This is a genomic window from Bradyrhizobium sp. SZCCHNRI3043 (assembly GCF_032377735.1).
Taxonomy (GTDB): Bacteria; Pseudomonadota; Alphaproteobacteria; order Rhizobiales; family Xanthobacteraceae; genus Bradyrhizobium.
Map to the genome: position 1 here is coordinate 16,366 of NZ_JAUHID010000004.1, position 23,189 is coordinate 39,554.

Annotated in this window: 20 protein-coding genes; 5 read left to right on the forward strand and 15 right to left on the reverse strand. The window is 65.5% G+C overall.

Going from position 1 to position 23,189, the window contains the following annotated elements:
* Positions 1 to 24: 24 nt before the first annotated feature.
* Positions 25 to 495, reverse strand: coding sequence for an iron response transcriptional regulator IrrA (gene irrA, locus QX124_RS11145; RefSeq protein WP_315758200.1), 471 nt, complete (start codon positions 493 to 495; stop codon positions 25 to 27).
* A 449-nt stretch (positions 496 to 944) separates the two neighbouring features.
* On the opposite strand from irrA, the gene fabA reads away from it, so the two are divergent.
* From fabA to QX124_RS11165, 4 genes are all read left to right on the forward strand, one after another.
* The gene (gene fabA, locus QX124_RS11150) at positions 945 to 1,466 is read left to right on the forward strand and encodes a 3-hydroxyacyl-[acyl-carrier-protein] dehydratase FabA (protein WP_315735612.1); all 522 of its coding nucleotides are present in this window, start codon (positions 945 to 947) and stop codon (positions 1,464 to 1,466) included.
* 76 nt (positions 1,467 to 1,542) lie between these two features.
* Positions 1,543 to 2,766, forward strand: coding sequence for a beta-ketoacyl-ACP synthase I (gene fabB / locus QX124_RS11155; RefSeq protein WP_315716915.1), 1,224 nt, complete (start codon positions 1,543 to 1,545; stop codon positions 2,764 to 2,766).
* Between the two features lie 147 nt (positions 2,767 to 2,913).
* Complete coding sequence (gene fabI, locus QX124_RS11160) at positions 2,914 to 3,714, forward strand: enoyl-ACP reductase FabI (RefSeq protein ID WP_315797178.1); 801 nt, start codon at positions 2,914 to 2,916, stop codon at positions 3,712 to 3,714.
* A 224-nt stretch (positions 3,715 to 3,938) separates the two neighbouring features.
* Positions 3,939 to 5,924: an autotransporter domain-containing protein gene (locus tag QX124_RS11165; protein ID WP_315797179.1), complete on the forward strand. Its 1,986-nt coding sequence runs from the start codon at positions 3,939 to 3,941 to the stop codon at positions 5,922 to 5,924.
* 19 nt (positions 5,925 to 5,943) lie between these two features.
* Here QX124_RS11165 and QX124_RS11170 read toward each other — a convergent pair whose 3' ends face one another.
* From QX124_RS11170 to rimP, 11 genes are all read right to left on the reverse strand, one after another.
* Complete coding sequence (locus tag QX124_RS11170; protein ID WP_315797180.1) at positions 5,944 to 6,576, reverse strand: hypothetical protein; 633 nt, start codon at positions 6,574 to 6,576, stop codon at positions 5,944 to 5,946.
* A 267-nt stretch (positions 6,577 to 6,843) separates the two neighbouring features.
* Positions 6,844 to 7,680: a hypothetical protein gene (locus tag QX124_RS11175; RefSeq protein WP_315797181.1), complete on the reverse strand. Its 837-nt coding sequence runs from the start codon at positions 7,678 to 7,680 to the stop codon at positions 6,844 to 6,846.
* Between the two features lie 114 nt (positions 7,681 to 7,794).
* Complete coding sequence (locus QX124_RS11180; protein ID WP_315784415.1) at positions 7,795 to 8,265, reverse strand: GNAT family N-acetyltransferase; 471 nt, start codon at positions 8,263 to 8,265, stop codon at positions 7,795 to 7,797.
* 146 nt (positions 8,266 to 8,411) lie between these two features.
* On the reverse strand, positions 8,412 to 10,568 hold the full coding sequence (gene pnp, locus QX124_RS11185) for a polyribonucleotide nucleotidyltransferase (RefSeq protein ID WP_315758130.1): 2,157 nt from the start codon (positions 10,566 to 10,568) through the stop codon (positions 8,412 to 8,414).
* A gap of 362 nt (positions 10,569 to 10,930) precedes the next feature.
* Positions 10,931 to 11,200, reverse strand: a complete 270-nt coding sequence (gene rpsO, locus QX124_RS11190; RefSeq protein ID WP_009025947.1) for a 30S ribosomal protein S15 — start codon at positions 11,198 to 11,200, stop codon at positions 10,931 to 10,933.
* 2 nt (positions 11,201 to 11,202) lie between these two features.
* The gene (gene truB / locus QX124_RS11195) at positions 11,203 to 12,309 is read right to left on the reverse strand and encodes a tRNA pseudouridine(55) synthase TruB (protein ID WP_315758129.1); all 1,107 of its coding nucleotides are present in this window, start codon (positions 12,307 to 12,309) and stop codon (positions 11,203 to 11,205) included.
* Positions 12,309 to 12,725 (reverse strand): 30S ribosome-binding factor RbfA, encoded by a 417-nt coding sequence (gene rbfA / locus QX124_RS11200; protein WP_315735600.1) that lies wholly within the window; start codon positions 12,723 to 12,725, stop codon positions 12,309 to 12,311. The genes truB and rbfA overlap by 1 nt, the downstream gene beginning before the upstream one ends.
* 162 nt (positions 12,726 to 12,887) lie before the next feature.
* The gene (gene infB, locus QX124_RS11205; protein WP_315735598.1) at positions 12,888 to 15,647 is read right to left on the reverse strand and encodes a translation initiation factor IF-2; all 2,760 of its coding nucleotides are present in this window, start codon (positions 15,645 to 15,647) and stop codon (positions 12,888 to 12,890) included.
* Between the two features lie 94 nt (positions 15,648 to 15,741).
* Entirely contained in the window at positions 15,742 to 16,455 is a 714-nt protein-coding gene (locus tag QX124_RS11210) for an RNA-binding protein (protein WP_315735596.1), read from the reverse strand.
* A gap of 80 nt (positions 16,456 to 16,535) precedes the next feature.
* Positions 16,536 to 18,158 carry a transcription termination factor NusA gene (gene nusA / locus QX124_RS11215; protein ID WP_315797182.1) on the reverse strand — a complete coding sequence of 541 codons (1,623 nt, stop codon included), beginning with the start codon at positions 18,156 to 18,158 and terminating at the stop codon, positions 16,536 to 16,538.
* A gap of 14 nt (positions 18,159 to 18,172) precedes the next feature.
* Entirely contained in the window at positions 18,173 to 18,934 is a 762-nt protein-coding gene (gene rimP, locus QX124_RS11220; protein WP_315797183.1) for a ribosome maturation factor RimP, read from the reverse strand.
* A gap of 423 nt (positions 18,935 to 19,357) precedes the next feature.
* Between rimP and QX124_RS11225 the strand changes: the two genes are divergently transcribed.
* Entirely contained in the window at positions 19,358 to 20,434 is a 1,077-nt protein-coding gene (locus QX124_RS11225) for a DUF2336 domain-containing protein (protein WP_315797184.1), read from the forward strand.
* 21 nt (positions 20,435 to 20,455) lie between these two features.
* Here QX124_RS11225 and QX124_RS11230 read toward each other — a convergent pair whose 3' ends face one another.
* The 3 genes from QX124_RS11230 to QX124_RS11240 all read right to left on the reverse strand — a co-directional run bounded on the left by QX124_RS11230 (position 20,456) and on the right by QX124_RS11240 (position 23,054).
* Positions 20,456 to 21,190 (reverse strand): tRNA (guanine(46)-N(7))-methyltransferase TrmB, encoded by a 735-nt coding sequence (locus QX124_RS11230; RefSeq protein WP_315775815.1) that lies wholly within the window; start codon positions 21,188 to 21,190, stop codon positions 20,456 to 20,458.
* A complete protein-coding gene (locus tag QX124_RS11235) occupies positions 21,187 to 22,317 on the reverse strand; it encodes a M20 family metallopeptidase (protein ID WP_315797185.1) in 1,131 nt (376 codons plus the stop codon). Before QX124_RS11235 ends, QX124_RS11230 begins: the two co-directional genes overlap by 4 nt.
* Before the next feature lie 320 nt (positions 22,318 to 22,637).
* Positions 22,638 to 23,054: a helix-turn-helix domain-containing protein gene (locus tag QX124_RS11240; protein ID WP_006615449.1), complete on the reverse strand. Its 417-nt coding sequence runs from the start codon at positions 23,052 to 23,054 to the stop codon at positions 22,638 to 22,640.
* Positions 23,055 to 23,189: the final 135 nt, after the last annotated feature.

Below are 23,189 nucleotides of genomic sequence, written 5' to 3' on the forward strand. Positions count from 1 at the left end.
CCTCGATGAAGATGTTCTGGAGGCTCAGCGCTTCTTGCGCAGCCGGACGACCATATCGATCCGGGCGATCTCGTAACCTTCGGGCGCCTCCGGCAGCTTCGACAACGCCAGATGCTGGTCAGGGATATCGACCAGCTCGTGGTTGTTCTCGAGATAGAAGTGATGGTGGGCCGTGACGTTGGTATCGAAATAGGTCTTGGTGCCGTCGACGCTGACCTGACGCAACAGGCCGGCATCGGTCAGCTGGTTCAACGTATTATAGACCGTGGCGAGCGAGACCGGAACCTTGGCCAGCGTCGCTTCCTCGTAGAGCATTTCCGCCGTCAGATGCCGCGCACCCTTGCCGAACAACAGCCAGCCAAGGGCCATGCGCTGGCGGGTCGGACGCAGCCCGGCCGCCTGCAGCATCTCGTTGACGTCGTGCCATGGGCAGCCGTTGAGCGCTGGCTGCCGGCCGTTCCCGAGATCCGGGCTGCCGCGGTCATGACCACTCATCGAGGCGTTGTTGCTGACATCCACTTCAAGCACCGCACAATTCGCTCTCATCTGTAACCGATATAGGAAGAAACCCATTCAGATGCAAGCTTATCGCAACTAACGTATCTAGAACGCCCCTAAACTGCATTTACCGCCCGGTTCGGGCGTGGGCCCCGCGTCGATTTACCTGGATACGCGCATTGACGCCGCAATCCTCTATGTTAGAGAGCGCCCGGACCCGATTTGCCCTGCCATGGTGAGCGCCGGCGGCCGTGATGGCCATGTGCGCGAATCCAGGCGTCGTTAGGCCCGCCGCTGACAGCGGTCATGTTCGCCAGGTGCGATGGCCCAGCCTTCGTGCCGACGCGATGACCGGCCAGCGCGGCGCGGAAGGGGGCGGCGCGCGGGAAGGGTCCATGTCGCGCGGCACAAATTCCACCGGGGATCGTTGAGAAAGGCCACCAAGCATGCTGGATCGGCGCAGCGCATATGAATACGAGGACCTGCTGGCCTGCGGCCGCGGGGAGCTGTTCGGCCCCGGCAATGCGCAACTGCCGTTGCCGCCGATGCTGATGTTCGATCGGATCGTCGAGATCTCCGAGACCGGCGGCGAGTTCGGCAAGGGTGTCGTCCGCGCCGAGCTCGACGTGAAGCCGGATCTCTGGTTCTTCGGCTGCCACTTCAAGAATGATCCGGTGATGCCGGGCTGTCTCGGCCTCGATGCGATGTGGCAGATGGTGGGCTTCTACCTCGGCTGGACCGGCGGCGCCGGGCGCGGCCGTGCGCTGGGCCTCGGCGATCTCAAGTTCTCCGGCCAGGTTCTGCCGACCGCGCGCAAGGTTGTGTACAATGTCGACATCAAGCGCGTGATGCGCTCAAAGCTGGTGCTCGGTATTGCCGACGGGTGGCTTTCGATGGATGGCGAGATTATCTATCGCGCCAAGGACCTGAAGGTCGGCCTGTTCAAGCAGGACGCCGCGCCGACTTGAACCAGCGGGCTGCGACCACAGACAGTGCAGCAGGCACGGCTGCAACAGAACACACGAGCAAAGTGAGGCGGACATCATGAGGCGGGTTGTCATCACGGGCATGGGCATCGTCTCATCGATCGGCAACAACACCCAGGAGGTGCTCGCCAGCCTGTACGAGGCGAAGTCCGGCATCTCCCGTGCTGAGAAATATGCCGAGCTTGGTTTTCGTTCGCAGGTGCAAGGTGCGCCGACGCTGAATCCCGCCGACGTGGTCGACCGCCGCGCCATGCGCTTCCTCGGCGAGGGGGCGGCTTGGAATCATGTCGCCATGGAGCAGGCGATCCTCGATTCCGGGCTGGAGCCGACCGACGTCTCCAACGTCCGCACCGGCATCATCATGGGCTCAGGCGGGCCATCGACGCGCACGCTGGTGGAAGCGGCCGACATCACCCGCACCAAGGGCCCGAAGCGCGTCGGTCCGTTCGCCGTGCCGAAGGCGATGTCGTCGACGGCCTCGGCGACGCTGGCGACCTGGTTCAAGATCAAGGGCGTCAACTACTCGATCTCCTCGGCCTGCGCGACCTCCAATCATTGCATCGGCAATTCCTACGAGATGATCCAGTACGGCAAGCAGGACGTGATGTTCGCCGGCGGCTGCGAGGAGCTCGACTGGACGCTGTCGGTGCTGTTCGACGCGATGGGCGCGATGTCGTCGAAGCACAACGACACGCCCGCGACCGCGTCGCGGCCCTATGACGTGACGCGCGACGGCTTCGTGATCGCAGGCGGCGCCGGCGTCCTCGTGCTGGAAGAGCTCGAGCATGCCAAGGCGCGCGGCGCCAAGATCTACGGCGAGATCGTGGGCTACGGCGCGACGTCCGACGGCTACGACATGGTTGCGCCTTCCGGCGAGGGCGCCGAGCGCTGCATGCAGCTCGCGCTGTCGACCGTCAAGACCAAGATCGACTACATCAATCCGCATGCGACCTCGACACCCGCCGGAGATCCGCCGGAGATCGAGGCGATCCGGAAGGTGTTCGGCCGCGGCGAGAAATGTCCGCCAATCTCGGCGACCAAGGCGCTGACCGGCCACTCGCTCGGCGCCACCGGCGTCCAGGAAGCGATCTATTCGCTGCTGATGATGAAGAACGGCTTCATCTGCGAGAGCGCCAACATCACCGAGCTCGACCCTGCCTTCGCCGACATGCCGATCGTGCGCAAGCGCATCGATAACGCCAAGCTCGGCACCGTGCTGTCGAACTCGTTCGGCTTCGGCGGCACCAACGCGACACTGGTGTTCAAGCAGCTCGACGCTTAAGATTTCCAACAGCACTGGTTTCGTCGGCATCATGGCCGGGCAGCAGCGCGAAGCTCATTCTTCGCACCGATGTCCGGCCATCGGCGTCTCGAAGGCGGAACGATCATCCTGGCTGGGCCGATCCCGGCATGACGAAGGAGAGACATCATGCAGGGTCTGATGGCAGGCAAGCGCGGCCTGGTCATGGGCATCGCCAACGACCATTCGATCGCCTGGGGCATCGCCAAGACGCTGGCGGCGCATGGCGCCGAGATGGCCTTCACCTATCAGGGCGACGCGCTCGGCAAGCGCGTCCGTCCGCTGGCCGACGAACTCGGCGTCAAGCACGTGCTGTCCTGCGACGTCGAGGACATTGCCAGCGTCGACAGTGTATTCACGGCGCTCCGCGAGGCCTGGGGCGGGCTCGACTTCATCGTCCACGCCGTCGCCTTCTCCGACAAGAACGAGCTCAAGGGTCGCTATGCCGACACCTCGCGCGAGAATTTTGCGCGCACGATGCTGATCTCCTGCTTCTCCTTCACCGAGATCGCCAAGCGCGCCGCCGAGCTGATGCCGGAGAGCGGCGGCAGCATGATCACCTTGACCTTCGACGGCTCCAACCGGGTGATGCCGAACTACAACGTGATGGGCGTTGCCAAGGCCGCGTTGGAAGCCTCGGTGCGCTATCTCGCCGCCGACTACGGCCGCCGCAGCATCCGTGTCAACGCGATCTCGGCGGGTCCGGTGCGCACGCTGGCGGGCTCGGGCATCGGCGATGCCCGCTTCATGTTCGCGTTCCAGCAGAAGCACTCGCCGCTCGGTCGCGGCGTGACTCTGGAGGAGCTTGGCGGCTCGGCGCTCTATCTGCTGTCGGAGCTGTCCGGTGGCGTCACCGGCGAGATCCACTACGTCGATTCCGGCTACAACGTGATCTCGATGCCGCGCCCCGAGGATCTCAAGGCGGACTGACCTCCGCGCGCATCGGCGGTATCAGGGGAACGCGAGACTCCGTCCCCCGATCGACCCAAATTTTCCCAGTTGAAGACAATGTTCCTGAACGGCTAATCAGGAAGCATTGGCGCAACTCTTGTTGGTTGTTGCGACGACGCTGCGATGCATCATGACCGGTGCATCGGCCGCGGCCGGCAGCCAGCCGCTCGCGCCGGCAGCAAGACAAGTCGTGGGGGCGATTGATGCTGCGTTCGAAGGCCCGCGTCATCGCTCTCTGCGCGATGACCGGCATTGTGCTTGCGGCGGGGAACGCCGGGCCGGCGCAGGCGCAATCGAGCGTCTGGGACTCCACGATCTCCAACACGAACTGGTATGTGCCGACGGCGCAACTGCTCGCTTACATGTCGCCGAAGACCGGCTTCTCCAATCCGGTCCCGATCGGTGACCAGACGTTGTGGACCTTGGGCACCGCGAGCAACGGCGCCTTCACCGGGACCAGCGTCGCGCAGCTCAGGATCGGCCTGGCGCTGCTGACGGACACCTCGACCATCCAGGGCTTCGTCACCACCAGCGGCCAGATCACCATGCTGTTCACGCCGACCGGCGGCGGCACCGTGACGGTCGGACTTGGCTATATGCGCAACGTCAACGGCGTGACCAGCATGGAAATGCAGATGATCACCGGCGACAGCCTGCTGGTGACGCATTGGGCCTACATGCTGCCCTATGATCCCGCGACCTTCACGCCGCCGCCGTCGGCACCGGTGCCGGCCAATTCCGTGCCGCAATGGGCGTGGACCGCCGGCACGCCCTGGCGGATCGTCAGTCCGACATTGTTCGGCACGCAGGCGCCGGGCCGTTTCGTCATCACGAGCTATCAGAACGGCTATTTCTGGGGTGCGGGCGTCGCACCGCCCGGCAGCGCCGCGGCGGGCTTCACGCTGCTCGGCTCGGTGACGCCCGAGGGCAGCGTGCTGTTCAACACCCTCTCGCGCGGCACCCTGACCAGCCTCTATGGCACGGCGAGCGGCAACGCCGCGGGCGCGCAGATGCTGGTGTCGACCTACGATCTTACCGGGAGTTTGACTGGAGGACTGGCGACGATGTCGCTGATCCAGCCTTACGCGGAAACGCTGCGGTCTGCAGGCGGCCGCGTCGGCCTGGAAGCGGCTGACGTGTTGTACCGGCTGTCGATGACCTCGGCCGGCTGGACTGGATCGATGGTCTCGGGCTTTGCCGCGCTTGATAATCTCAGCGGTCCATCTCTCAGCGCCGCCGTGAAGCAGACGTTGCCGGTGCTGACCGGGGCGGCCTCGCAGGCGACCCATGTCAGCCAGCAGGTGTTCCGGCAGACGATGACCAACAGGCTCGATGATGTCAGCAGCATCGGCTGGGCCGCTGGTCGCAATGTCTGGATGCAGCCCCTCGGCGGCACCGCGCAGCAGGCGGGGCGCGATGGCGTTCCCGGCTATGACGCCTCCGGCGGCGGTCTGGCGTTGGGCGCCGACGTCGCAGTCTCGTCCCGCGCCATCATTGGCGGCGTTCTCGGTTATTCTCATCACACGATCACCGGAAGCGACGCCGCCGTGCCGAATCGTCTCGGTCTCGCTTCCTATCAGCTCGGTCTCTATGGGGCCTACGCGATCACCCGTGATGTCACCTTCGACTATCAGCTCGATGGCGGATTGAGCGATAACGGCGAAAACCGGTCGCTGAGCTTCATGGGTGCATCCGCCGGCGGCAGCTATCGTTCCTACAGCGGCCATGCCGGCGCAGGCATCAAGACGCGCATTCCGCTGCAAGATGGCTTCGCCCTCGTTCCAGCACTGCGCCTGGACTACGGCACGGTTCGCAGCAATTCCTACGGCGAGAACGGTGCCGGCGGTTTCAGCCTCAACGTCGATCCTCAGATCTATCAGGAGCTCGTGACGACGGCGCAGCTGAAAGCTGTCTACGCGCCCACCAGGCAGATTCGTCTGACCAGCGATATCGGCGTCGGCTACAACGCGCTGAATCAGCCGCTGCAGATCAGCGCGGCGTTCTCGGGCGGCGGCGAGAGCTTTGTCACCCATGGCCTCGGCCTGTCGCCATGGATCTATTCGGCGGGCCTTGGTCTTGTGGCCGCCGGCAACGACCGGCTCGACCTCAGCATCCGCTACGGCATCAACGCGACATCGTCGGGTCTCGTCCAGCAGTCGGGCCACGCGGTGCTGAAGATCAGGCTGTGACGCGCCTGAGCTCGTCGTTCTATTCGCGCCCGAAATAGGCCGGCAAGCGCTGGTCGAGCCGGAACTTGAGCATCGAACGCGCCATGTCACGCAGCACATTGTTGTTCGCAGCCTCTGGCGGCGAGGCGGGGAATGCGGAGTTGTCGACGTCTCCGGCGTGAGACGGCGGGCCGACGCCGGAGGTCAGCCGTGAGAGCAGCGACTTCGAGCTCATGCCAGGCTCGCGCGTCTCGAACGTCGCCCCGTCGTAGAGCTGGATATCGAGCATGATGAAGACGTGGCTGATCCGGCCAAATCCCTCGCCCCTGTTGATGACACCGACGCCGGTGACCTCGTCGTTTGTCGACGGTTCGCTGTCGGTCCGGCGCGTGATCACGAGGTAACGAGCACACCCCGCCGAGCCGGCCACCTTCCTGACGATGGGCGTGAGCTTCCCGTTCTCAGCCTTGATTGGGGGCGACTGATAGAACGGATCGAATGCTCCCTTGGGGACGCCGATGCGGCGGATTCCGGCATCACCCGCGGCTGCCTTCACACGGGCGTAGACGACGTCGTCGAAGCCCCAGGGCACCGGCACTTCGGCGTACTCGTTGCCCAGGCGGGTCATGCCGTTCTTCTGCACCGTGAAGACATCGCCGAGCGCGGCGATCACCCCGACCTCGCACGGTCCGCCCTCGCGGTGGGCCGTCGTCGGCTTGGCGGCCTTGGCATTGCTGCCTGCTGGCTTCGCGGGCTTGGCATTCAGCGGCGCCGGGGCCGATTGCGCCAGGGCATTGGTGGAGGACCAGAGCATGGCAATGATGAGCGCAGCAAATCGGCGAGAGATGGTCACTGGGAGAACTCGTCGCAGGGAGGAAAAGGATCAAGCCAAGGGAGCTCGAAGAGAATTCGTTCGAGTCGTCCGAAGTCTGCGCCCGCATCATTCGATCTTCAGATAGCTTGGCAGGTCGCGATCGAGCTTCGCCGCGACCAGGGTGCGCAGCCGCTCGCGCAGGACGGTGCTGGAGGCCGCAGCCGCGAGAGGCTCGGGGAAGTCGCCATTGTCGAGCTTGTTGAGAGGGTCTTCGGTGAGCCTCATGGTCTCGGCAAGCCTGGCGCCGGTGTCGGCCGAGAACGAGCTGATCTTCTCGTAGGACTGGCCGTCGATGAGCGTGATGTTGACGTTCGCAAACAGATGCGAGTGCCTGAGGATCGATCCGACCCCCTGATTGTAGGCGCCGATGCCTCTGAGCCTCAGGGTGGTGTTGGGAATGGTCGTCTCGAACCTGGTGACGACGAGATAGCGCGCGCAGCCCGCATTCGTCGTGACGTTGCGCACGATCGCGGTCAGGCTCTCCTTCGGATCGGGCAGGAAGCGCGATGTCGGGTGGTAGTAGACCTCGAACGCGCCTTTCGGATAGCCGATCCTGCGCACGGTCGGATCGCCGCCGGTAGCCGCGCGCACGCGCGCCATGGCGAGGTCGTCCAGTCCCCATCCCGGCAACGTGACTTCGTCCTCTTCGGTTTCAAACACGGTGAGACCGAACTTGCTGACGGCGAGCTGGTCGCCGAGTGCGGAAATGACGCCAAGACGGCACGGACCGCTTTCGATGGCGCCTGGTTTCGCCATCGCCTTTGTCTTTCCGGAGGGTTTCTTGACCGCGGGCGCGGCCTTGGGCGCCGTTGTTGACGGAGCCTGGGCCCAAGCCCCGGTTGCGAAGGCAGCGGCGAGGGCGACGAGCGCAAGGCGGCGGATCGACAGGAGCGGCACGGACATGGGTACGGTTCGAGAATGCGAGGTCGTCGCGAACTCGAACTTAGTTCGCCTGCGAAGGCGCACGCAATGGTTTCCGGTCGCCACGCGTAAGATCTGCACTTGCACGCCCTGCGATCAGGAGCCCGCCGCCTGACCGTCACGCTTCCATCGATAATATTTCATGATCCGGCCGTGCAGCGGGTCGGCTTCCTCCTTTTCCAGCACGAAGCCCTCGCGCTCATACCAGCGCCAAGCCTTGTCATTGCCCTTTGCGCAGCGCAGCCACACTTCGTCCGGCAGCAGCTCGCGGGTGAAGGTGAGCAGCCGGCGGCCGAGCGAGCGGCCCTGATGGGACGGGGCGATCATCAGCTGGTCGAGATAGAGCGTGGGGACGTTGATCGCGAGCATCGCGGCGAGGCGGCCGCCGTCGTCGGCGACATACAGGCTCCAGCCGCCAGCAATTTCACGCGGCACGCGCTCCCTGAGGAGCGCGAGCAGCCTCTCGCTCGGGGTCTCCAATCCGGTCGAGCACCAGCTCTCCATCCAGAGCCTGGCGACGGCGTCGTATTCGTCCGGGCGGGCAGGGCGGATGATAGGATGGAGCATGTGTGGTGACCTGAAGCGAGGTGACGGCTTGGCCTCTGCATCCGCAGCCGTGACCTGGGACGCGTGCGGGTGCGCGACCAATAGGACAACAAAAAAGGGCGGCCCGAAAGCCGCCCTTTGTATTTCATTCGAAGGGTGCGCCGGCTTTACTCGCCGGCGGCTTCGCGCGCCTCGGCGGGCGCGTCCTTCTGCTTGGCCTCGAGATCCTCGCCGGTGGTCTGGTCGACCGCCTTCATCGACAGCCTGGTCTTGCCGCGGTCGTCGAAGCCGAGCAGCTTGACCTTGACCTTGTCGCCTTCCTTGACGACGTCGGAGGTCTTCTGCACGCGCTTGTCGGCGAGCTGCGAGATGTGCACGAGGCCGTCGCGGGTGCCGAAGAAGTTCACGAAGGCACCGAACTCCATCACCTTGACGACGGTGCCGTCATAGACCTGGCCGACCTCCGGATCGGAGGCGATCGACTTGATCCACTTGATGGCGGCCTTCATCGCCTCGCCGTCGTTGGAGGCGACCTTGACGGTGCCGTCGTCCTCGATGTTGACCTTGGCGCCGGTCTTCTCGACGATCTCGCGGATCACCTTGCCGCCGGTGCCGATCACTTCGCGGATCTTGTCGGTCGGGATCTTGAAGGTCTCGATGCGCGGCGCGTATTCGCCGAGCTCGGCACGCGCGGCGGTCAGCGCCTTGGACATCTCGCCCAGGATGTGGATGCGGCCGTCGCGGGCCTGGCCCAGCGCAACCCGCATGATCTCCTCGGTGATGCCCTCGATCTTGATATCCATCTGCAGCGAGGTGATGCCGCTCTCGGTGCCCGCGACCTTGAAGTCCATGTCGCCGAGATGGTCCTCGTCGCCGAGGATGTCGGAGAGAACCGCATAGCGGCTGCCTTCGAGGATCAGGCCCATCGCGATGCCCGCGGTCGGCCGCTTCAGCGGCACACCGGCATCCATCAGCGCCAGCGACGAGCCGCAGACGGTGGCCATCGACGACGAGCCATTCGACTCCGTCACCTCCGACACCACGCGCGTGGTGTAGGGGAACTCGTGGTGCGGCGGCAGCACCGGGTGGATGGCGCGCCAGGCGAGCTTGCCGTGGCCGATCTCGCGACGCTTGGTGCCGCCGAGACGGCCGGTCTCACCGACGGAGTAGGGAGGGAAGTTGTAGTGCAGCAGGAACGTCTCTTTGTACGTTCCCGACAGCGCGTCGATGTACTGCTCGTCCTCGCCGGTGCCGAGCGTGGTCACGACCAGCGCCTGGGTCTCACCGCGGGTGAACAGCGCCGAGCCGTGAGCGCGCGGCAGCACGCCGACTTCGCAGACGATGTTGCGCACGGTCTTGGCGTCGCGGCCGTCGATGCGCTTGCCGGTGTCCAGGATGTTCCAGCGAACGATCTTGGCTTCCAGCTCCTTGAACACGCCGGAGAGGCGGAGCTTGTCGTATTTCGGCTCCTGCCCTTCCGGGAAGAAGTGCGCCATCACCTTTTCCTTGACGGCGCCGACGGCGGCGTAGCGCTCCTGCTTCACGGGAATCGCATAGGCCTTGCGCAGGTCCTGCTCGGCGATCCCAAGCATCTCCTTCTCGATCGCGCCGTTGTCGATGATCGCGACGTCGCGCGGCTCCTTGGCGGCCTTCTCGGCGAGCTCGATGATCGCATTGATCACCGGCTGGAAGTGACGGTGACCGAACATCACCGCGCCGAGCATGATGTCCTCGTTGAGCTCCTTGGCCTCCGATTCCACCATCAGCACGGCGTCCGAGGTGCCGGCGACGACCAGGTCGAGCTGGGTGTCGGCCATCTCGTCGAGGGTGGGATTGAGGATGTATTCGTCATTGGCGAAGCCGACGCGGGCGGCGCCGATCGGGCCCTTGAACGGCACGCCCGACAGCGTCAGCGCGGCCGACGCGCCGACCAGCGCCACGATGTCCGGATCGTTCTCCATGTCGTGCGACAGCACGGTCACGATGACCTGGGTCTCGTTGCGCCAGGCGTCGACGAACAGCGGGCGGATCGGGCGGTCGATCAGGCGGGAGACCAGCGTCTCCTTCTCGGTCGGACGGCCCTCGCGCTTGAAATAGCCGCCGGGAATGCGCCCCGCAGCGTACGTCTTTTCCTGGTAGTCGACCGTCAGCGGCAGGAAGTCGACGCCTTCGCGCGGCGCCTTGGCGGCGACGACGGTGGCGAGCACGACGGTCTCGCCATAGGTGGCGACGACGGCGCCGTCCGCCTGGCGGGCGATCTTGCCGGTTTCAAGCTTGAGCGGACGCCCGCCCCAGTCGATCTCGACGGAATGCTTGGTAAACATGGGTATCTTCTTTCATGAGATGATCGAAGGCGGACCCCGCAGAAACAAAAAAACCATGCGCAAGATTGCAGGGCGCTGGATTGCGATCAGCGCCCTGCGATCCTGCCATGGTTTTCTTATTTCGGATGGCGTCCATCCTTCTCGTAAGTAACGGGCACCTTGCCCGTCACGCCCAGCGGCCGGATTGCTGCTGAGGCGTACCGCACGGTCCGGGCAGGATCAGTCGAAGAGCGTATCTGCCTCTCTCCAGATCCAGCCAGACCGCATGATCCCGGATTCGCGAACGCCGCGATCGAAGCGGCGTCCTCGGCATCATGCCATCAACGCGCGCAACACCGCGCGCGCTCATTCCCAGTCGAAGCTCAACGGCGAATGTTGTGCTTCTCGAGCAGCGCCTTGTAGCGCGCCTCGTCGTTCTTCTTCAGATAGTCCAGCAGCGAACGGCGGGTCGAGACCAGCTTCAGGAGGCCGCGGCGGGAGTGGTTGTCCTTGCCATGGGTCTTGAAGTGGCTGGTCAGGTTGTTGATGCGTTCCGAGAGGATCGCAACCTGCACCTCGGGAGAACCGGTATCACCGGCCTTGGTGGCATTCGCCTTGATGATTTCCGCCTTGCGCTCTGCGGTCACCGACATCGTCAGTCTCTTTCGTTGCGACCGGAGCTGGCAGTCAGTCCGGTCAGGTTGAACACGCGCTTGGGGATGAGTTCGCCATTGCCAATTTCGGCAAGCGCCAGAAGGCGGCCTGCGACCGTGACATAGACTGTGCCGCTACTATTGGGCGCATCCCGTCCGCGCAACAAGACGGCCTGGCCCCTGTGGAGCCTTGCCGCATCAGCCCGAGTGACGGCCAGTGCCGGGATGTCGTCCAGCGCGGTCTCAACGGGCAAGAGTGCGTCGGCGAGGCTTCCCTCACCGGACGCGGCTCTATTGCACAAAGCCTCCAACTGTTCCAGCGGAATCATGTCGTTCTCGGTAAACGGACCCACCAGGGTCCGCCGGAGCGCGCTGATATGGCCGTAACAGCCGAGGAGGCGGCCCATGTCGCGGGCCAGCGCCCGGACATAGGTTCCCTTGCCGCATTCCGCCTCGAACACCGAATGGTCCGGGTCGGGCTGGTCGACGAGGGTCAGTTCATGGATCTCGACCGGGCGCGGCTGGAGCTCGACGACCTCGCCGTCGCGGGCGAGATCATACGCGCGCTCGCCCTGGACCTTGATCGCGGAATAGCGCGGCGGCGTCTGCTCGATCCGGCCGGTAAATTGCGGCAGCAGCGCCCGGATCGCCGCGGCATCCGGCCGGCTGTGGCTGGTCTCGACGACCCGTCCTTCGGTGTCGTCGGTATCGCGCTCCTCGCCCCAGGTCACGGTGAAGCGGTAGCGCTTGCGGCCGTCCATCACGAACGGGACGGTCTTGGTGGCTTCGCCGAGCGCGATCGGCAGGCCGCCGGAGGCGAGCGGATCGAGCGTGCCGGCATGGCCGGCGCGCTTGGCCTGGAACAGGCGCTTCACCACCGCCACGGCCTGGGTCGAGGTCATGCCGATCGGCTTGTCGAGCACGACCCAGCCATGGACGTCGCGGCGATCGCGGCGTGGCTGGTTGCCCTGACCGTTTCCTTGGCGCTGCTTGTTGCGCGGATCGTTGTTGTCGCGCGGCGGGCGTCCGTCGGCAGAATGGATCGTCTTGGCGGCGGTCGGTTCGGCGCTCGGCGCGTCGACAGTGCCGGTTTCGGGGGGAATGGTCATCAGCTCTCTTCCGAATCCGAATTGAGGTCTCTCTGCACCGCGGGTGTTCGCAGTAATTTCTCGATCCGTTCCGCTTCGTCGAATCGCTCGTCGACGCGGAAGCGGATGTCAGGTGCAAATTTCAGGTTAACGCGCCGCGCGATGTCGCCGCGCAGGAACTTCTTGTTGCGCTCCAGCGCAGCGAGCACGACGTCCGTATCCTGTCCGCCGAGCGGCATGATGTAGATCGTGGCGAGCTTCAGGTCGGGCGACATGCGGACTTCGGGCACCGTAATGATGTGTCCCTCCAGGTCCGGGTCGTGCACGTCACCGTGGCTGAGAATGTCGGCGACAGCGTGACGCACGGTCTCGGCCACGCGCAACTGACGCTGCGAGCCGCCGGAAGCGGCGCTTCCCCTCTGGTGATGGCGAGGCATTTTTCAAAAATCCAATGGATCGTCGCCCGGCGTGAGCACGGGCGAGAGGATCATTCTGATTGAGTTCAACGACGCTTCGTTAAGTTCAAGGGACGCAGCGATTCCGCATGCGCACGGAATCGCTGCTCACTCGAATTGCAGCGCGCTCTGTAGGATTCGGACTTACAGCGAGCGCTGGATGGTCTCCACGCGATAACACTCGATGACGTCGCCGACACGCATGTCGCCGTAGCTCTCGAAGGCCATGCCGCATTCCTGGCCGGCCTGCACTTCCTTCACTTCGTCCTTGAAGCGCTTCAGGGTCGACAGCTTGCCCTCGTGAACCACGACGTTGTCGCGGATCAGGCGGACATTGGCGCCGCGCTCCACGGTGCCGTCGGTGACGCGGCAGCCGGCGACCTTGCCGACCTTGGAGATGTTGAACACCTCCAGGATCTGCGCATTGCCGAGCATGGTTTCCCGAAGCGTGGGGGCCAGGAGACCGCTCATCGCCTTCTTCACGTCATCCACGAGGTCGTAGATGATGTTGTAGTAACGGATCTCGATGCCGTTGCGCTTGGCGAGCGCGGCCGCTTCCTTGTTGGCTCGTACCGAGAAGCCGATGATCGCGGCGTTGAAGCCTTCGGCCAGCGTCACGTCGGACTCGCTGATGCCGCCGACGCCGGCATGCAGGATGCGGGCGGCGACCTCCTCGGTGCCGAGCTTCTCCAGCGAGCCGAGAATGGCTTCCAGCGAGCCCTGCACGTCGGCCTTGATGACCAGCGGGAATTCCTTGCGGCCCGCAGTCTTCAATTGCGACATCATCTGTTCGAGCGAACCGCGCATGCCGGAGATCGAGGCTGCCGCGTTCTCGCGCTTCTGGTGCGCGCGATAGCTGGTGACCTGGCGGGCACGGGCTTCGTTCTCGACGACGGCGAGACGATCGCCGGCTTCCGGCGGACCGTTGAAGCCGAGCACCTCGACCGGCACCGACGGACCGGCCTCCTGCAGGGTCTCGCCCTGGTCGGAGATCAGCGCGCGGACACGGCCCATCTCGGCGCCGGCGACGATGATGTCGCCGACCCGCAATGTGCCGCGCTGAACCAGCACGGTGGCGACCGGGCCGCGGCCGCGATCGAGCTTGGCTTCGATCACGGTGCCTTCGGCCGGACGGTCCGAATTGGTCTTGAGGTCGAGGATGTCGGCCTGCAGCGCGATCATCTCGAGCAGACGATCGAGATTGGTCTTGTTCTTGGCGGACACCTCGACGTCGACGACCTCGCCGCCGAGCGATTCGACCTGCACCTCGTGCTGGAGCAGCTCGGTGCGGACGCGCTCGGGACGGGCGTCGGGCTTGTCGATCTTGTTGATCGCGACGATCATCGGCACCTTCGCCGCCTTGGCGTGGTTGATGGCCTCGATCGTCTGCGGCATCACGCCGTCATCGGCCGCGACCACCAGCACCACGATGTCGGTGACCTTGGCGCCGCGGGCGCGCATCGCGGTGAACGCGGCGTGGCCGGGCGTGTCGATGAAGGTGATCTTCTTGCCGGAATCCGGCGCGGTCACCTGATAGGCGCCGATGTGCTGGGTGATGCCGCCGGCTTCGCCGGAGACCACGTTGGCGTGGCGCAGCGCGTCGAGCAGCGAGGTCTTGCCGTGGTCGACGTGGCCCATCACGGTCACGACCGGCGAGCGCGGCTCGGTGTCGGTCGAATCGTCGACGACGTCGAACAAACCCTCTTCGACGTCGGACGCCGCGACGCGCTTGACGCTGTGGCCGAGCTCCTCGGCGATCAGCTGCGCGGTGTCGGCATCGATCACGTCGGTGATCTTGTGCATCGCGCCCTGGCGCATCAGCAGACGGATCACGTCGACCGCGCGCTCCGACATGCGGTTCGCCAGCTCCTGGATGGTGATGGCTTCCGGAATCGTCACCTCGCGGACGAGCTTCTCCTTCTGCTCGTTGGCGGCATGGCCCTTCAGGCGCTGCGTGCGGCGGCGGAACGAGGCGATCGAGCGCTCGCGCACATCGTCGGCCGTCAGTGCCGTGACCACCGTCAGGCGGCCGCGCTGCTTCTGCGGACCCGGCTTGTGCGTGGTCTTCGGCGGCGGTGCAGGACGTGCGGCTCCGCCGGGACCCCTGCGGATCTGGCGCGGACCCTCATCCTCGTCCGGACCGGCGGCAACTGCCGCCGGCGCGCGGCCGAGCGGACCGCCGGCGGCAGGACGGGCGCCGGCCGGGCGTGCGCCCGCCGGCTGAGCGCCGCCGGGCCGCGAGCTCGGACCACCAATCTGCTGCGGCCGGCTGCCCGGTGCGCCGACGGGCCTGCCGGGGGCGGGCGTCGAGCGGGCCGGTGCGGTCGCCGCGGGCTGCGGCGCGGATGTCGCCGGACGGGGCGCCTCGCCTTCGCCGAACCGCTTCTTGGCCTCGAGCTCGGCCTTGCGCTTGGCTTCCTCTTCGTGGCGGTGCCGCTCTTCCTCGGCCTTGCGGCGCGCCTCGGCAGCCTCGCGCTCGGCGCGTTCGGCGGCTTCGCGCTCGGCACGGCGGCGCGCTTCCTCTTCGGCCTGGCGGCGTTCCTCGATGTCGCGCACGCGGGCATCGGCCAACGCGCTGGCGCGGGCCGACCGCTCGTCCTCCGTCAGGGTGCGCAACACGACCCCGGATCCGCCGCGCTGCGACGAGCCGGATGGGCGCGGTCCGGATGAGCGCGGCGATGGCGGGGGCGGCGGCGCCTTGGCGACGGTCGGCTCCGGCGCATGCGGAGCATCGGGCCCCCCATCGCCGACGCGGCGCTTGCCGCGCTTCTCGACCACCACCTGCTTGCTCCGGCCATGTGGGAAGCTCTGGCGTACCGTGCCGGTCTCGACGCGCGGCTTCAGCGTCAAGGTCTTGCTCGGGACACTCAGTTTCTTGTCGCCCGGAGTGTTGTTGTCGGCCATTCAGTCGTCCTAATCTCGTTACCAGCGTGCGGGCTACCGCACCGTCTCATTCGTGCAATCGTCGCGATGTCTTCGTAGCTATGGCTTCAAAGTGCTATGTCTTCGAAGTCGAAGCAGATTTCGTGGCCGCGGTTCCGGCAATCTTGTCAGCGTCGGCCGACCGGTATCGGACCAGTGTCTGGCTGCGCGACAGGAATGTCCTGCTCGCCGGGCCTGCGAGCACGGCAGCATGTATCACATTTGAGCGCCCAAGTGCCAAATCCAATTCTGCCGAAGTGAGACAGCAGATGATCGGAATTGTCGGGGCTTGACCCTGGTCCCCGTCGTTCGGCCGCACCAGCGCGTCGAGCTTGCGGATCCCGTCGGCTGCGCCATCCGCGGCATGGACGAGGGCAGCCAATGTCGACCGCGATTGCCGCTGCGACAGCGCCGCTTCCACCTTGGAGAAACCGGAGACGACCTGGCCGGCCTTGGCGGCAATCCCCAGCGCTTCGATCGCGCTGCGGGCCAGCAAGGCTTCCAGGTCTTCGGCAAGGGTCGGCGGGACGCGGACGTTGGTCTTGAAGCCTCGGCTGAAATGGTGACGCCGCACCGCCTCCGCAACCGCCTGGCGCGAGGCGGTGATCCACAATCCCCGACCGGGCAGCTTGCGCTTGATGTCGGGCACGACCTCGCCCGACGGGCCGACGACGAAGCGGATCAGCTCGCCGATCGGCCGCACGTCGCGGCTGACCGCGCACATGCGCATGGTCGCGGACTTCTCGGTCCGCGGTCCATTGTCCAGCTCGGGGTCGGCCAAAGCGAGCATGCGGTGATGCGGCTCCTCATCTCAAGCGAGCTGGGTCAGGGTGGGGGTCATCGTGCCGTCCATGGGGCGAGCCAAACGGGTCAGGCGGGCTGTCCTTCGGTTGCTTCGTCCTCATGCTCGGGTTCGGCTTCGGCCTTGGCGAGGTCAGCCTCACTGATCCAGCCGGCCTTGACGCGGGCCTGCATCACCATGGCTTCGGCGTCGTCGCGGGAGACATCGAGACCGTCGAGAATGCCGGCGAATTTGGTGGCTTCGCCGCCCTCCTTGCGCTCGGTCCAGCCGACCAGATCGTCGGTGGCGCAGCCCGCGAGGTCCTCGACCGTCTTGATGTCGTTCTCGCCGAACTTGACCAGCATCTTGGTGGTCACGCCGGGCACGTCCTTCACCGCGTCCTCGACGCCGAGCTCCTTGCGCTTGGCCTCGAGCTCCGCTTCCTGCTGCTCGAGGAATTCGCGGGCGCGGGTCTGCAGCTCGGTCGCGGTCTCCTCGTCGAAGCCCTCGATGCCGGCGAGATCCTTGAGGTCGACCAAAGCGAGCTCCTCGACCGAGGTGAAGCCTTCGGACGCCAGCAGCTGGCCGACGACCTCGTCGACGTTCAGCGATTCCATGAATACGCGCGTGGAATTCTCGAAGTCGGCCTGACGGCGCTCCGATTCCTCCTGCTCGGTCAGAATGTCGATGTCCCAGCCGGTCAGCTGCGAGGCGAGGCGGACGTTCTGGCCGCGGCGGCCGATGGCGAGCGAGAGCTGGTTGTTGGTGTCGGGCACCACGACCTCGATGCGCTCGCGGTCCTCGTCGATGACGACCTTGGCGACTTCAGCCGGCGCCAGCGCGTTGACCACGAAGGTCGCGATGTCGGGCGACCACGGGATGATGTCGATCTTCTCGCCCTGCAGCTCGTTCACCACGGCCTGCACGCGCGAGCCGCGCATGCCGACGCAGGCGCCGACCGGATCGACCGAGGAATCGCGCGACACGACGCCGATCTTGGCGCGCGAGCCGGGGTCGCGAGCGACCGCCTTGATCTCGACGATGCCGTCATAGATTTCCGGCACTTCCTGCGCGAAGAGCTTGGCCATGAACTGCGGATGGGTGCGCGACAGGAAGATCTGCGGGCCGCGGGTCTCGCGGCGGACGTCGAACACATAGGCGCGGACGCGGTCGCCGTTGCGGAACACCTCGCGCGGCAACATCTCGTCGCGGCGGATGATGGCCTCGCCGCGGCCGAGGTCGAGGATCACGCTGCCATATTCGACACGCTTGACGACGCCGTTGACGATGTCGCCGATGCGGTCCTTGAACTCCTGATACTGCCGGTCGCGCTCGGCCTCGCGCACCTTCTGCACGATGACCTGCTTGGCCGACTGCGCGGCGATGCGGCCATATTCCAGTGGCGGCAGGGTGTCGGCGATGGTGTCGCCGATCTGCGCGCCCGGATTGGCGCGGCGGGCATCATCCAGCGAGATCTGGTTGGAGGGGTTCTCGACCTTCTCGACCACCAGCATGTGGCGCGACAGCCGCAGCTCACCCTTCTTCGGATCGATCTCGGCGTGAACGTCGGTCTCGCTGCCATAACGAGCGCGGGCGGCCTTGGCGATCGCGTCTTCCATGGCAGCGATCACGATGCCGCGGTCGATCGACTTCTCGCGTGCGACGGCGTCGGCGATCTGCAGCAGTTCCAACCGGTTGGCGCTGACGGCCATGGCTCAAATCTCCTCTAATCAGGATCGATCTCGCCTCTGCGCGCGCGGTCGGCGGCGAGGCGATGTTTCTTGGTGTTGGTCGGCAGCGGCTTCTTGACCGGCTGCTTGTCCTTGGATTTCGGTTTTGGCTTGGCCTGGGCCGCCGGCTTGGCGTGCGGCGCCAACGGTGGCGCCAGCCCGAGGTCGCGCTTCTTCTCGCGCTCGGCGGCCTTGCCGCGGCGCATGGATTCGGCGATCAGCTCGTCGGTCAGCACCAGCTTGGCGTCGCCGATGTCGGCCATCGGCAGCACGACGTCCGGCTCCTGGTCCTTGGCCACGTCATCGCGGGTGATGCGCACGCCGTCGCCTTCCACGCCGGCGATGATGCCGCGGAAGCGCTTGCGGTTCTGATGCGCCACCGCCATCTCGATCTTGACGAGATGACCGATGTGACGCTCGAAATCGGAACGGCGGACCAGCGGCCGGTCGATGCCCGGCGAGGAGATCTCGAGCCGGTAGGCGCGGTCGATCGGGTCGGCGATGTCGAGCACCGGCGACAGCGCCCGCGACACCGCCTCGCAATCCTCGATCTGCATCGTGCCGTCGGGACGCTCGGCCATCACCTGGACCGTGCAACCACCTTCGCCCGAAATGCGGATCCGCACCAGGCGGTACCCCATTCCCTGCAGCACCGGGTCGGCCACCGCCGCCACGCGCGCCGCAACGCCCGGCTCGACGACGAGACGGGGCTCGGTCAGGAGGTCGGTGTCAGCGGCTGCGAACGTAGGTTCCGTCATCGAGGCGTCGATCGCGTGTCTTGCTTGGATGGGCCGTGGGGCCTGTTCGATCGCGCTCACCGGACCGATCCCGCCCACGGCGGAGCGATCCAGGTAACAAAAAAGAGCGGGTCCGGAAGGGCCCACCCTCACTACGCGATCGTATATGAGATGATGTTTGATGGCGCTCATATAGCCGCTTTGCCGCCTGACGGCAAGGGTCGTGTCGGCTCAAACGGGGCCTGGAACCGGGAATTCACTCCGCGCCGAGACCGCGGATCGGATCGTTTTCCCCGACCGGCAACGGGTGAATGCCGCAGGGTCTAACCCTTCATTCACCAAGATCGCTTAAAAATGAGCTGAGTTCGCGCTTTTCGCCCCGTCGTCATGCCGCAAGGAGCGGAGCGGACGGAAACGTGTCGTGTTGCGTATCGAGTAGACGTCATGACCCCCGCTACCGCGCTGATCCCCGGCCTCGGCGGGATCGTCAGGCATGGCAATGCTGAACGCGGCCTCGAGGCCACGCGCCGCATCGCCGACCTGTTCTTCGAGGATGCGACGAAGCTGCGTCCCGAGCACATCAATCTGTTCGACGGTCTCCTGATCGATCTGGTCCCGTTCGCGGATCTGCCGACGCGGATCGATCTGGCGGAGCGGTTGTCGCGGCTCCTCAGGGCGCCACGTGCCGTCGTCGGCCGGCTCGCGCGCGACGACGAGGTTGCGGTGGCGGGTCCGCTGTTGCGCCGCTCGCTCGTGCTCGACGATCCCGCGCTCATCACTATTGCGCGCGACAAGAGCCAGGGTCATCTGCTCGCGATGGCGGAGCGGCCGCGCCTGTCGGCTGATATGACGGACGTGCTGGTGCGCCGTGGTGATCGCGACGTGGTGCGGCGGACCGCTGCCAATGATGGCGCAGCGTTTTCCCCGCGCGGCTACGCCGCGCTGATCCACCGCGCGAGTTCCGACGGCGTGCTGACCCTCACGGTCGGTCGGCGCGACGATGTTTCCGACGATCATCTGAAACAACTGCTGGTCGGCTCGCTCGATGTCGTCAGGCGGCGGCTGTTCGATGTCGTGCGGCCGGACAAGCAGGCGAGGATCAAGCAGGCTCTCGCCGAGCTTGCCGATGCGGCGCGCGTAACGAACAGCACGCGCAATTTCGTGCCCGCGCAGCGGACCATCCTGTCGCTGTATGAAGCCGACGCCTTGGACCAGTCGGCGCTGTTCCGCTTCGCATCCGAGCACAAATACGAAGAGGTCATCGCGGCGCTCGCCGCAATGACCGGACTTAAGATCGCGACGCTCGACCGGCTGGTGTCGGGCGATCGTCACGATCCGCTTCTGATCCTGGGGCGCACGATCGGGCTCGACTGGCGCACCGTGCATGCACTGATCCTGCTGCGCCTCGGACCGAAACGCGCGCCAGCGCAGCGCGACATCGATGCGATCAGGGTCAACTACGCGCGCCTGCTGCCATCGACCGCCGAGCGTATCGTCGCGTTCTGGAAGACACGACATTGAACGACGTCGCCGGCATAGCGGTCAGCGCCGGCGGAAGATCAGATAGCTGGCGACGCGGCCTTCGCGCGTCGCCTTCCGTCCGTAGCGCGTCATGGTGTAGCCCGGCCAGGGCAGGCGCCAGTCGTCGGCGCGCTCGGCCGTCCAGGCGAAGTCGGGCGAACGCAGCAGATGCCACAGCGTCCAGGCGCAATAGTCGGCGATGTCGCTGACGAAGCGGAACTCGCCGCCGGGCTTCAGGACGCGCGCCATCGCGGCGACCGTTGCATCCTGCACGAAACGCCGCTTCCAGTGCCGCCGCTTCGGCCAGGGATCGGGATGGATCAGGTCGATCCGCTGCAGCGACTGCGGCGGCAGCCAGGCCAGCAGCTCGGCGGCGTCGCCCGCCAGCAGCCTGATATTGCCGATGTTGTCGGCCTCGATGGCCGACAGGATCTTGGCCATGCCGTTGACATAGGGCTCGCAGCCGATGAAGCCGGTGGTCGGAAACGCCTTTGCTTCGGCGGCAAGATGCTCGCCGCCGCCAAACCCGATCTCCAGCCGCAGCGCGTCGACCGGCGGATGGTACAGCGTGGGCAGCACGGCTTCCGCGGGCGCGGCGAGATCGAGCGCGAGGTGCGGCAGCAGGTTGTCGACCAGGCCGGCCTGATGCGCCCGCAGCTTGTGGCCCTTGCGCCGGCCGAAGAACGAGCCCTGACCATGCAAGGCCTCGGTGCTGGCGTGATCGTCGTCGACAGGCATGTTGATCGCGGTGCTCATCGCAGGGTTTGATAGAGACGGTAGAGCAGCCTTGTCCGCGGCTCGATCGAGGAGATGTACATCTGCTCGTAATGCGTATGCGCGCCCTTGCCGTCGACGCCGAGCCCATCGAGCGTCGCCGTGAACGGTGCGGTGAAATTGCCGTCGGAACCGCCGCCCGTGTGGGTGTCGACGAGCTCGAATCCGATCTCTTCGGCCAGTGATTTCGCATGCTCGAACAAGGCCGCGCCGGCGTTGCCCTTGACGTAAGGCGGCCGGTTCACCTCGCCGCTGACTTCAACCGTGACGCCATCGCTGCGCGAGGTCAGCCCCAGGATCTTGGGCAGGATTTCCTCTGCATCGGCTGGCGTCGGTAGCCGCGCATCCACCTCCGCATGGGCTTCCTCTGCGATGACGTTGGGACGTGTGCCGCCGCGCACCACGCCGACATTCACGGTAATGCCGCGCGCGGGGTCGTTGAGCGCTTCGAGCGCATGGATGACGTTGGCGAGTTCGCGGATCGCACTGCGTCCATCCTGTGGACGCGCGCCGGCATGCGCGGGCACGCCGCGGATGGCCACGTCGAACCGCGCCACGCCCTTGCGTCCGGTCACGATCTTGCCGCCGTCACGCGCCGGCTCGGTGACGAGGACGTATTTGGCCTTGCGGCCCTCCTCCTCGATCAGCGCGCGCGAGGTCGGGCTGCCGATCTCTTCATCCGAGACGAACAAATGAGTAATGCCGAGCGGCGATTTTTCACCGCCTGCGCAGAGCTGACGAAAGGCGTGAAAGGCGAGATACGCGCCGCCCTTCATGTCGTAGATCCCCGGACCGTACGCGACGTCACCGTCGACCGAAAACGGCAGCCGCGCGATGAACCCGATCGGGTGCACCGTATCGAGATGGCTGAGGACCAGAATTCCGGGCTCGGCCTGTCCCCATGACGACCGCGCGATGAGATGGTCGCCGCAGCCGTCGCGTCCGGCGATCCGTTCGATCGTGGCATCAAGCCCGCGATAGCCATCCGCGACAAGGGAAGCCAGCTTGTTGACCTGATCAGGCGCCTCGGTTGGGGTCTCGATCTCGACCCATTGGCGGATGCCTTCGAGAATTGTGCGACTATCGAACGGGCTGCTGCTGGTGGTCATAGCTGTAAATCGTTCTCGATGGTTACGAAGTGGTAGCAGGCGGTGGACGCGTTGGCGCGTCGCAGGGCGGGTTGGCGGCTGGGACGCCGGAGTTCCAGGCCACATGTGCATAAAACGATTTAGAGCGCGATAGCGTTTCCCGAAGGGGAGCCATCGCGCTCTATTGGTCGCAATCGAAGTTGTCTATCGGCCCATTCGTCCTGCGAAGCGTTGCATGCCCAGCGCGACGCTCGCAAAACGCGTTCTGCTAATGGCCCCCCGAGGCGCTGACATTCATATGAGAGGAAATCGCGATAGGAATGTCAGCGCCGGCGCATAAGCTAGCCTTCTTCCGGAGCTTCGCGATCAGCGATCTGCTCGACCAGGTCGACGATGCTGCGACGAAGCTTTGAATCGTGGATCCGCGTGAATGCGCGGGTCAACGCCAGTCCTTCTGAGGTTGCCAGGAAATCAGACACATAGGCGGGCGAAGCGCCTTCGCCGAAAGCTTCACCGTTGGTCCCGCCACTCGGGACCCCTTCGAACAGGAAGGAGACCGGGACCTGCAGAACCTCCGAGATCTGCTGAATCCGGCTGGCGCCGACTCGATTGGTGCCTTTTTCGTACTTCTGTATCTGCTGGAACGTGAGTCCGAGAGCCTCACCAAGTTTTTCCTGGCTCATGCCCAACATGATACGGCGCATCCGCACCCGGCTGCCGACATGCTTGTCAACAGGGTTGGGCGCTTTCGTCGACATCTCTCAACTCCTTAGAATGGGCCTCGGAACGAGGCGGTCGCAGTATGCCTCAGGCGCTCACACCGTCAATTTCTGTTCGCATGCGTACTAACGAAGACGGCCGAGCAACGATCTGGACGGCTCATGCTGCCGCGC